7 protein-coding genes and 1 rRNA gene are annotated in these 10,810 nt (G+C 66.6%); all 8 read left to right on the plus strand.

All coding sequences use genetic code 11. The features are described from left to right. The first annotated feature begins 106 nt into the window (after nt 1-106). A complete protein-coding gene (locus AAF430_11345; protein MEM7410821.1) occupies nt 107-673 on the plus strand; it encodes an Lrp/AsnC family transcriptional regulator in 567 nt (188 codons plus the stop codon). After that, the gene (gene gltB / locus AAF430_11350) at nt 670-5,220 is read left to right on the plus strand and encodes a glutamate synthase large subunit (protein MEM7410822.1); all 4,551 of its coding nucleotides are present in this window, start codon (nt 670-672) and stop codon (nt 5,218-5,220) included. The genes AAF430_11345 and gltB overlap by 4 nt, the downstream gene beginning before the upstream one ends. Next, a complete protein-coding gene (locus AAF430_11355; GenBank protein MEM7410823.1) occupies nt 5,213-6,682 on the plus strand; it encodes a glutamate synthase subunit beta in 1,470 nt (489 codons plus the stop codon). Before gltB ends, AAF430_11355 begins: the two co-directional genes overlap by 8 nt. Nucleotides 6,683-6,794: 112 nt before the next feature. Next, nucleotides 6,795-7,190, plus strand: coding sequence for a hypothetical protein (locus AAF430_11360; GenBank protein ID MEM7410824.1), 396 nt, complete (start codon nt 6,795-6,797; stop codon nt 7,188-7,190). After that, nucleotides 7,187-7,474, plus strand: coding sequence for a cell division protein ZapA (locus tag AAF430_11365; GenBank protein ID MEM7410825.1), 288 nt, complete (start codon nt 7,187-7,189; stop codon nt 7,472-7,474). The genes AAF430_11360 and AAF430_11365 overlap by 4 nt, the downstream gene beginning before the upstream one ends. A 7-nt stretch (nt 7,475-7,481) precedes the next feature. Continuing rightward, on the plus strand, nt 7,482-8,066 hold the full coding sequence (locus AAF430_11370) for a 5-formyltetrahydrofolate cyclo-ligase (protein MEM7410826.1): 585 nt from the start codon (nt 7,482-7,484) through the stop codon (nt 8,064-8,066). Next, the gene (tyrS, locus tag AAF430_11375; GenBank protein ID MEM7410827.1) at nt 8,048-9,304 is read left to right on the plus strand and encodes a tyrosine--tRNA ligase; all 1,257 of its coding nucleotides are present in this window, start codon (nt 8,048-8,050) and stop codon (nt 9,302-9,304) included. Before AAF430_11370 ends, tyrS begins: the two co-directional genes overlap by 19 nt. A gap of 339 nt (nt 9,305-9,643) precedes the next feature. Then, nucleotides 9,644-10,810: ribosomal RNA gene (locus AAF430_11380) — 16S ribosomal RNA — on the plus strand; the annotation flags it as partial.

Here is a 10,810-nt window from a genome sequence, read left to right on the forward strand (position 1 = left end):
AGGTTCGCTGAACGAAGTACGGTTCAGCGCTCGACTTTCTTGCGATTCGCTTGACCAAGCCCCCCGCCATCGCCTATGTATTCGGTGCAACACCCGAAGGCGCCTAATGAAAGTCGGTCGCGTCCCCGCCGATTTCGACGCCACCGATCGGGCGATCCTCGAGCTGCTGCAGGAGAACTGCAAGCAGCCCCTGGCCGCGATCGGTGAGAAGGTCGGGCTCTCTGCGCCCGCCGTCGTCGATCGCATCCACAAGCTCGAAGAAGCCGGCATCGTGGTGGGCTATCGCGCCCAGCTCGACGCGCGCAAGCTCGGCCGCGACGTGTCGGCCTTCATCGGGGTGTCGACCGACCGTCCCGGCGCGATCGCCCGGGTCGAGACCCAGGCGGCCCGGCTCGACGAGGTGCTCGAATGCCACCACGTCACCGGTGCCCACACCCTCCTGCTCAAGGCAAAGACCCGCAACACGGAGAGCCTCGAACGACTGATCGACCAGATTCGCAGCATCGATGGCGTCTCGCGCACCGAGACGATGATCGTGCTTTCCACCGGCACCGAGCGCACCCGGATCGCGCTCAGTCCCGAAGACGGTTTCCGGGAGCGCCCGCGTCGCGGCAAGCGACGCGCCTCGGAGGCCGACCGCCAACCCGAAGCCCATGGAGATCCGCAAGGATGACCCCCCAGCCCGATCGCGGCCCGCTTCGCCTCGAGAAGCAAGGGCTCTACGACCCCGCCCACGAGCACGACGCCTGTGGCGTCGGCTTCATCGCGAACATTCGCGGTGAGAAGTCGCACGAGGTGGTGTCGAAGGGTATCCAGCTCCTGATCAATCTCGAGCACCGCGGCGCCTGCGGCTGCGACCCCGAGACGGGCGACGGCGCCGGGCTCCTCGTCCAGCTGCCCGACGCCTTCTTCCGTCGCGAGCTCGGCACCCAGGGCATCGAGCTGCCCGAAGCCGGTCGCTACGCGGCCGGCATGATCTTCCTCGACAAGGACCCGAAGGCGGCGGCGCGTCAGGTCGAGATTCTCGAGAGCCTGGTGGCTGCCGAGGGCCAGCGCGTCCTCGGCTGGCGCGAGGTGCCCTGCGACGAGGCTGCCATCGGCTGGCTCGCTCGCGAGAGCATGCCCGCGGCCCGCCAGATCTTCGTGGCCGCCGACGGCCCCGAGGCCCAGGACGAGGACGCGTTCCAGCGCAAGCTCTACGTGATCCGGCGCCTGGCCGAGAAGCAGATCGCGGCCGAGCACGGCGACGACCACTTCTTCTACGTCACGAGCCTCTCTTCGCGGACCATCGTGTACACGGGCATGCTGATCTCGCGGCAGATCCGCGGCTTCTTCCCCGACGTGCGCGACCCGGATTTCATGTCGGCGCTCTGTCTCGTGCACTCGCGCTACAGCACGAACACCCTCGGTGCCTGGGACCTGGCCCATCCATTCCGCTATCTCGCCCACAACGGCGAGATCAATACGATCGAGGGCAACCAGAACTGGATGCGCGCGCGCGAAGGGACGCTCGAGTCGGACCTCTTCGGCGACGATCTCCAGAAGCTCTACCCGATCATGCGCGAGGGGGCGTCCGACTCGGCGCGGTTCGACAACGCCCTCGAGTTCTTGAGCCTGGCCGGTCGGGACCTCTCGGAAGCCATCCTCATGATGGTCCCGGAGGCCTGGGAAAACCGGGACGACATGGACCCGGATCTGCGGGCCTACTACGAGTATCACTCGTTCCTGCTCGAACCCTGGGACGGGCCCGCGTCGCTGGCGTTCACCGATGGCAAGAAGATCGGAGCCGTGCTCGACCGCAACGGCCTGCGTCCGTCGCGCTACGTGGTGACGAAGGACGGCTTCTTCGTGATGGGCTCCGAGGTCGGTGTCACCGACATCGACCCGGCGAACGTGGAGAGGAAGAACCGTCTGCACCCGGGCAAGGTGCTGCTGATCGACCTCGAAGAAGGCCGCATCGTCGGTGACGAAGAGTTGAAGCGCAGCTTCGTCGAGCGCAAGCCCTACCGCAGCTGGGTGGAGAACCAGCGGCTCCTGCTCTCCGACCTGCCCGATGCCCCGGTGTCGTCCCTGAAGCAGAACCGCGAGCAGCGCTTCCTGATGCAGCAGGCGTTCGGGTACACGGCCGAGGACATGAAGCTCCTGCTGGCGCCGATGGCAACCCAGGGGAAGTGGCCGATCGGTTCGATGGGCGAGGATGCCGCGCTGGCGTGTCTCTCGGATCGGCCGCAGATGCTCTACCGCTACTTCAAGCAGCGCTTCGCACAGGTCTCGAACCCGGCGATGGACTCGATCAACGAGCGCCCGGTGATGACCCTCTTCTCGACGGTGGGCGCCGAGCGCAACATCCTCGAGGAGACCGAAGAGCACGCGCGCATGGTCCGGCTGGAGCACCCGGTGCTCACCGACGAGGAGCTGGCGAAGCTCGAGAACATCGACGCGCCGGGCTTCGAGTCGCGGACGTTGCCGTGTCTGTTCAAGGTGTCCGAGGGCGGTGGCGGCCTGCGCGCGGCGCTCGACGCGCTCTGCAACGAGGCCGAGGCCGCGGTGCGCGCGGGCGCGAACATCCTGATCCTGTCGGACCGGGGCGTCGCGCCGGACCTCGCGCCGATCCCGATGCTTCTGGCGACTGGCGCGGTGCATCACCACCTGATCCGCGAGACCCTGCGCACCCGTTGCAGTCTGATCTGCGAGACCGGTGAGGCGCGCGAGGTGGCGCACATGGCGCTCCTGCTCGGATACGGCGCCGCGGGCATCAACCCCTACCTGGCGTTGCAGAGCCTGGAAGAGCTCGTCCTCGACGGCACCTTCACGCCCGAAGGGCTCGACCCGGCCACGGCGGTGAAGAACTTCATCAAGGCGAACGACAAGGGGCTGCTCAAGACCTTCGCGAAGATGGGGATCTCGACGCTCGCGTCCTACCGCGGCGCCCAGATCTTCGAAGCGATCGGGCTCGACCGGGATCTCGTGGCCCGCTGCTTCTCGGGGACGCCCTCGCGTGTCTCGGGCGTCGGCTTCGAGGTGATCGCGACCGAGGCGGCGATGCGCCACGCGCGCGCCTTCCCGGGCGAGGATTTCCAGTATCCCGAGCTCGATCCCGGCGGTCTCTACCAGTGGCGCGCGCGCGGCGAGCGTCACACGTTCAACCCGGACACGGTCTCGAAGCTCCAGATCGCGCTGCGTCGTGGTAGCTACGAGGACTACAAGGAGTTCAGTGCGGCCGCCGACGGCACCGCCGAAGAGGCCTGCACCCTGCGCGGCCTGTTCCGCTTCCGCGAGGACCTGCGACCCGCGGTGCCTCTCGACGAGGTGGAGCCCGCGGTGGAGATCGTGAAGCGCTTCTGCACCGGCGCCATGAGCTACGGCTCGATCTCGATGGAGGCGCACCAGACCCTCGCGATCGCGATGAACCGCCTCGGCGGGAAGTCGAACACGGGCGAGGGCGGTGAGGACCCGGCGCGCTTCACTCCCGACGACAACGGCGATCTGCGCCGCAGTGCCATCAAGCAGGTCGCGTCGGGCCGCTTCGGCGTCACGAGCTGGTATCTCGTCAACGCGGACGAGGTCCAGATCAAGGTGGCCCAGGGCGCAAAGCCGGGCGAGGGCGGGGAGCTTCCCGGTCACAAGGTCAACGACACGATCGCGAAGGTGCGTCACTCGACGCCGGGCGTCGGGCTCATCTCACCGCCGCCCCACCACGACATCTATTCGATCGAGGACCTCTCCCAGCTGATCTACGACCTGAAGAACGCCAACCGCTACGCGCGTGTGTCGGTGAAGCTGGTGTCCGTGACGGGTGTCGGCACGATTGCGGCCGGTGTCGCGAAGGGGAAGGCCGATGGCGTCCTGATCAGCGGCATGGACGGTGGCACGGGCGCGTCGCCGCAGGCCTCGATCAAGTATGCGGGCATGCCCTGGGAGATCGGCCTCGCCGAGACCCAGCAGACCCTCGTGTTGAACGACCTGCGCGGGCGCATCCGGGTGCAGACCGACGGCGGCTTGAAGACCGGTCGTGACGTCGTGATCGCGGCTCTGCTCGGCGCCGATGAATACGGCTTCTCGACGGCACCGTTGGTGGCGATGGGCTGCATCCTGATGCGCGTATGCCATCTCAATACCTGCCCGGTCGGGATCGCGACCCAGGATCCGGTGCTGCGCGAGCGCTTCGCGGGCACGCCCGACAGTGTCGTGCAGTACCTGCTCTGGATCGCGGAAGAGGCCCGCGAATACATGGCGGAGCTCGGCTTCCGCAGTGTCGACGAGATGATCGGCCAGGTCGACGTCCTCGACGTGGCCCGGGCCGAGAACCACTGGAAGCAGCGGGGCCTCGACTTCGACGAGCTCTTCCACAAGCCCGACGTGCCCCATGCCATCTACCAGAAGGAGAGTCAGAGCCTGGCTCAGGAACTCGAGCAGGTGCTCGACCAGAAGCTCCTGCGGCTGGCCGCGCCGGCACTCGAGCGGGGCGAGAACGTCGAGATCGACATGCCGATCCAGAACACGGATCGCACGGTCGGCACGATCCTGGGCTCCGAGGTGTCGCTCAAGTACGGCGAGGAGGGCCTGCCGGAAGACACCATCCGCATGCGCTTCCAGGGCAGTGCCGGACAGAGCCTCGGTGCATTCTGCACGCGTGGGCTCACCTTCGAGATCGAGGGCGACGCCAACGACTACATCGGCAAGGGGCTCTGCGGTGGCAAGATCATCGTTCGCGTGCCCGAGGGGAGCACTTTCGACCCCGCGGAGAACGTGATCGCCGGCAACGTCGTGCTCTACGGCGCGACCAGCGGCGAGGCCTACTTCCAGGGGCTCGCCGGCGAGCGGTTCTGCGTCCGCAACAGCGGCGCCGACGCCGTCGTCGAGGGCGTCGGCGAGCCTGGCTGCGAGTACATGACGGGCGGCAACGTCGTGATCCTCGGAACCACTGGGCGCAACTTCGGCGCGGGCATGAGCGGCGGCATCGCCTACGTGCTCGACGAGGACGGCGATTTTCACACCCGGGTGAACCCGGAGACGATCGACCTCGACCCGTTGGACGACGAGGATCTCGAGAAGGTCCAGCGGATGGTGCGTCGGCACTTCCAGTACACCCACAGCGAGCGTGCCGACGACGTGTTGCGCAAGTGGGACAGCTACGCCGGGAAGTTCGTGAAGGTCTTCCCGAAGGACTACAAGCGGGCGATGACGGATCGCGTCGCGGCGGAGAGCGGCAATGGGTGATGTGAAGGGGTTCTTGAAGCACGGCCGCGAGAGCACGGCGTACCGCGGGGTCGACGAGCGCCTGCAGGACTGGAAGCTGGTGCAGGAGGACTTCCCGCGCGAGCAGTCGAAGACCCAGGCGTCGCGCTGCATGGATTGCGGCATCCCGTTCTGCAACAACGGCTGTCCGCTCGGGAACATCATCCCCGACTTCAACGACCTGGTGTTCCGCGACAAGTGGGAGGACGCGCTCGCGCGGCTCCACTCGACGAACAACTTCCCCGAGTTCACGGGCCTCGTGTGCCCGGCGCCGTGTGAGCAGGCCTGTGTCCTGGGCATCAACCAGGACCCGGTGACGATCAAGCAGATCGAGTGGGAGATCGTGCGGCGTGGCTGGGAGGAGGGCTGGATCCGGCCGAACCGGCCGGAACGGCGCACGGGTCGCTCGGTTGCGGTGATCGGCTCGGGCCCCGCGGGGCTTTCGGCCGCCCAGCAGCTGAACCGGGCCGGGCATACCGTCACTCTGTTCGAGAAGAACGACCGGCTCGGGGGGCTGCTGCGCTACGGGATCCCGGACTTCAAGCTCGAGAAGTGGATCATCGATCGCCGCGTCGAGCAGCTGCGCGAGGAGGGCGTCGCCTTCCAGACCGGTGTGAACGTGGGTGTCGATCTCAGCGTCTCGGATCTGCGCAAGAGCTTCGACGCGGTCGTGCTCTGCATGGGCTCCGAGGCGCCGCGCGACCTCGAGGTTCCTGGGCGGGAGCTCGCCGGCGTGCACTTCGCGATGGACTTCCTGCCCCAGCAGAACCGGCGGGTGGCCGGCGACGAGGTCGCCGAGGCGGGGGCGATCCTCGCGGGCGACCAGGACGTCGTGATCCTCGGGGGAGGCGACACAGGCTCGGACTGCATCGGCACCTCCCACCGGCAGGGCGCGCGCTCGGTCACCTCGATCGAGCTGCTGCCCCGGCCTCCCGAGGGGCGTCACGCCTCGGAGCCGTGGCCGCTCTCGAAGAAGTACTACTTCAACGTATCGAGCTCCCACGCCGAGGGCGGCGATCGCGACTACGCGATGATGACCACGAAGCTGACCGGCGAGAACGGCCGGGTGACCCAGCTCCACGGGGTCCAGGTGGAGTTCGATCGCGATCGTCTGGATCGGCCCCTGATGAACACGATGCAGGAGGTGCCGGGGAGCGAGTTCTCGATCCCCGCCACCCTCGTGCTGCTGGCGATGGGCTTCGTCCACCCGACCCACGACGGGCTGGTCGAGGGGCTGGGCGTCGATCTCGACCCCCGAGGCAACGTTGCCGCCGACACGAAGCGGTTCGAGACCAGCGAGCCGGGCGTCTTCGCCGCCGGGGACTGCCGACGCGGTCAGTCCCTCGTGGTCTGGGCGCAGTGGGAGGGCCGCGAGGCCGCGCGCTGCGTCGACGCGTACCTGCAGGGAAATAGTCGGCTGCAGTCGCGCAACACCTACGTCTAGCGGCGCCCGTCGGCGCGCGATTCTGCAACGCCGTTTTCCGTCGGAAGGCGTATGTCTTCGCGCCGAGTCGCTTGACGCCCGTCAACGAGAGTCGTTACGATTCCTCTCGACGATGGGGGGGGCCGCCATTTCGCACACCGACACCGCGATCGTCCATGGCAATGGCAGCGTTCCGGCCGAATCCCACACTGTGGAGAGTCGCCGGACCGCAAACGAAAACCGTGCTTCTGCATCCCGCGCCAGTGCGTCGGGGGCCAGCGGGCCCTATGACTGGGACCGGCTCGAGCGCGCCGTCACTGCCCTGGTTGCCGAGCAAGGGCGACTCCAGGAGGAGGCGCGTGAGCTGCGCAAGCAGGTCAGCGAGCGCAACGACCGGGTGCGCCAGCTCGAGGCCCAGCTGCTCGAGGCGAACCAGCGACGCCAAGACACGGGGAAGCAGCTCGACGAGTTGATCGCTCAGCTCGATCAGCTCGACGCCCAGCTCGCGAGCGCAGAGGCGACGAAGTGAGCGCGAAGCGCACGGTCGCCGTGCGGATTCGCGGCAAGGATTTCCGGGTCAAGAGCGACGAGCCGGCCGAGCAGCTCGCGCGGATCGCCGAGACGGTCGACGCAACGATGGCGCGCGTGGAGAAGCGCACCGGTACCGTCGATTCCTACGATGTGGCGATGCTGACCGCGCTGAACCTCGCGCGGGAAGTGGTCAGTCTGCAGGAAGACCAGCTGTGCGCCGAAGCCAGCCAGCTCCGCAGCCTCATCGAGCTCGCCGAATCGGCTCTTCCCGCGTCGCGCTAGCGACGCATTGAGCGAGAGTCTCCAGGACGCGAAGCGCGATCTGCGTCGTGAGTTCCGGGCGCGAAGGCGCGCCGTTCCCGACGCGGCCGCGGCAGCGGCGGGATCGGCACTGGCGCGCTTCGCCTGCGCGGATCCCCGGGTAGGCGCCACGTCTCGGGTGGGGTTGTACGCCGATGGCGATGGAGAAGTTCCGACCCAGCCGCTCTTCGCCGCGCTGATCGAGGTGGGCATCGGGTGCCTCTTTCCACGCGTGCAGGGGCACCGGCTCGATTGGGTGCGGGTCGAGCGCTGGGAGGATCTCGGGACGGGGCGCTTCGGGCTGCTCGAGCCCCACGGTGAACCTGCGGCCCCGCCCGGTTCGGGGGAGGGGGTCTTCGTTCCCGGCGTCGCGTTCGGCGACCGCGGCGAGCGCCTGGGTCGGGGCGGCGGCTATTACGATCGCGCGTTTCCCGCCGACGCCGACGGCCCCTGGCTGCTCGGAGTGGGCTATGCCTTCCAGCGCGTCGACGCGGTCCCCGAGGAGGAGGGCGATCGACGAGTCGACGGGATCCTGACCGAGCGAGGACTCGAGTGGTGGACGCGAATTCCCTGACCCCGGCCGAAGCGGCGGAGATCGATCGCCAGCTCGCCGTCATGCGCGACGGCGCAGCCGAGTGGTACGGAGAGGACGAGCTGCGTCCGCGGCTGGCCAAGGCGTTGCGCGAGGGCCGGCCGCTTCGCGTGAAGCTGGGCCTGGATCCCTCGGCCCCCGACATCCATCTCGGACACTCGGTCGTGCTCGGGAAGCTCGCGCGCTTTCAGGAGCTGGGACACACCCCGATCTTCCTGGTGGGGGACTTCACGGCGCGCATCGGGGACCCCACCGGCAAGAAGAAGACCCGGCCTGCGCTGTCCGCAGAGGAGGTCGAGGCCAACGCGAAGACCTATGTCGCGCAGGCGGGCCTCGTGCTGGACGTCGAGCGCGCCGAGGTCCGGTACAACAGCGAGTGGATGGACCGGTTGTCCCCCGCCGACTTCGTGCGGTTGTGCTCGCACTCGACGGTGGCGCGCTTGCTCGAACGCGACGACTTCTCGAAGCGCTACGCGGCGGGCGAGCCGATCGCCGTGCACGAGTTCCTGTATCCCTTCGCCCAGGCCTACGACTCTGTCGCCCTCGAGGCCGACGTCGAGCTCGGTGGAACCGACCAGACCTTCAACCTGCTGATGGCGCGCGAGGTGCAGCGGACCTATGGGCAGGCGCCTCAGGCCGTGATCACCCACCCGCTGCTCGTCGGCACCGACGGTGTGGAGAAGATGTCCAAGAGCCTGGGCAACGCGATCGGGCTCACCGAGCCGCCCGAAGACATGTACGGCATGGTGATGAGTGTCTCCGACGCGCTCATGCTGGACTACTTCGATCATCTCCACGCGGGTCAATGGGAAGACCTTCGACCGGCGCGCGCGTCGCTCGGCGACGGAAGTGGCGATCCGCTCGCGTTCAAGCAGGCCCTCGCGCGACGGCTGGTGACACGGTTCCATGACGCTTCGGCGGCTGACGCCGCAGCGGATCACTTCCGCAAGGTGGTTCAGCGCAAGGAGCTGCCCGACGACATCGCGGAACACGCGTTGGTGACGGACGAGGACGGTCGGCGCGGCCTGCTCGACGTGATCGCGGCTCTCGGCCTCGCGAAGTCGCGGGGGGAGGCCCGGCGACTGGTGGCCCAGGGGGCCGTGCAGCTCGACGGCACCCGGGTCGAGGACGTCGGATTGTTCCTCGCGCCGGGTGCCTATCTCTTACAGGTCGGCAAGCGTCGCTTTGCCCGGCTCGTCCTGGAGTCTGCCCCCGGGTGACCCTCCGCCGGCAGAACCGGCAAGAGGGGCCCGGAAATGGCTGTTTTCTGGGGGGTTGACCGAACCCCTTCGCTCTCGTACATTGCGGAGCCCGGTTTCCAGGGGGGGCAGCGTACGCGCTGCCCCGTCTAGTCTCTGGCCTCGGCAGCCCCCCACAGGCTGATCGTGGCTTTCTGCGGTCTTTGAAAACTGAATAGCGTGCGGCCTGTCGAGTCATGGGATGACTCGATGGGTGGCCTTGTGGGATACGTAATTTCCCATTTTTGGAAATCCGAACAACTCGATGCGAGCGCGTCGAGTGTTCACGCACTTGGTGCGTTCGTAGCGAGTCACAGGTTTAAACTGGAGAGTTTGATCCTGGCTCAGAACGAACGCTGGCGGCGTGCTTAAGACATGCAAGTCGAACGGAAAGGCCCCCTTCGGGGGGTACTCGAGTGGCGCACGGGTGAGTAACGCGTGGGTAATCTGCCTTCGGGTCTGGGACAACCTCGGGAAACTGGGGCTAATACCGGATAAGACTACGAGCTCTCCGGAGCTTGCAGAAAAAGATGGCCTCTCCTTGGAAGCTATCGCCCGTAGATGAGCCCGCGTCTGATTAGCTTGTTGGTGAGGTAACGGCTCACCAAGGCTCCGATCAGTAGCTGGTCTGAGAGGATGATCAGCCACACTGGAACTGAGACACGGTCCAGACTCCTACGGGAGGCAGCAGTCGGGAATTTTGGGCAATGGGCGAAAGCCTGACCCAGCAACGCCGCGTGAGGGATGAAGGCCCTCGGGTCGTAAACCTCTGTCGGGAGGGAAGAACGGTGACGTTTCAAATAGGCTCGTCACCTGACGGTACCTCCAAAGGAAGCACCGGCTAACTCCGTGCCAGCAGCCGCGGTAATACGGAGGGTGCAAGCGTTGTTCGGAATCATTGGGCGTAAAGCGCGTGTAGGCGGCTTGGCAAGTCGGTTGTGAAAGCCCGGGGCCCAACCCCGGAATTGCAGCCGAAACTGCCTCGCTAGAGTCCCGGAGAGGAAGGCAGAATTCCCGGTGTAGGGGTGAAATCCGTAGATATCGGGAGGAATACCAGTGGCGAAGGCGGCCTTCTGGACGGTGACTGACGCTGAGACGCGAAAGCGTGGGGAGCAAACAGGATTAGATACCCTGGTAGTCCACGCCGTAAACGTTGAGTGCTAGGTGTCGCGGGTATTGACCCCTGCGGTGCCGTCGTTAACGCATTTAGCACTCCGCCTGGGGAGTACGGTCGCAAGGCTAAAACTCCAAGGAATTGACGGGGGCCCGCACAAGCGGTGGAGCATGTGGTTTAATTCGAAGCAACGCGCAGAACCTTACCTGGATTTGACATCCTCGGAACTTCTCTGAAAAGAGAAGGTGCCTTCGGGAGCCGAGTGACAGGTGCTGCATGGCTGTCGTCAGCTCGTGTCGTGAGGTGTTGGGTTAAGTCCCGCAACGAGCGCAACCCCTATCGTTAGTTGCTAGCAGTTCGGCTGAGCACTCTAG

This window comes from Myxococcota bacterium (genome assembly GCA_039030075.1).
Classification (GTDB): Bacteria; Myxococcota_A; UBA9160; order UBA9160; family SMWR01; genus JAHEJV01.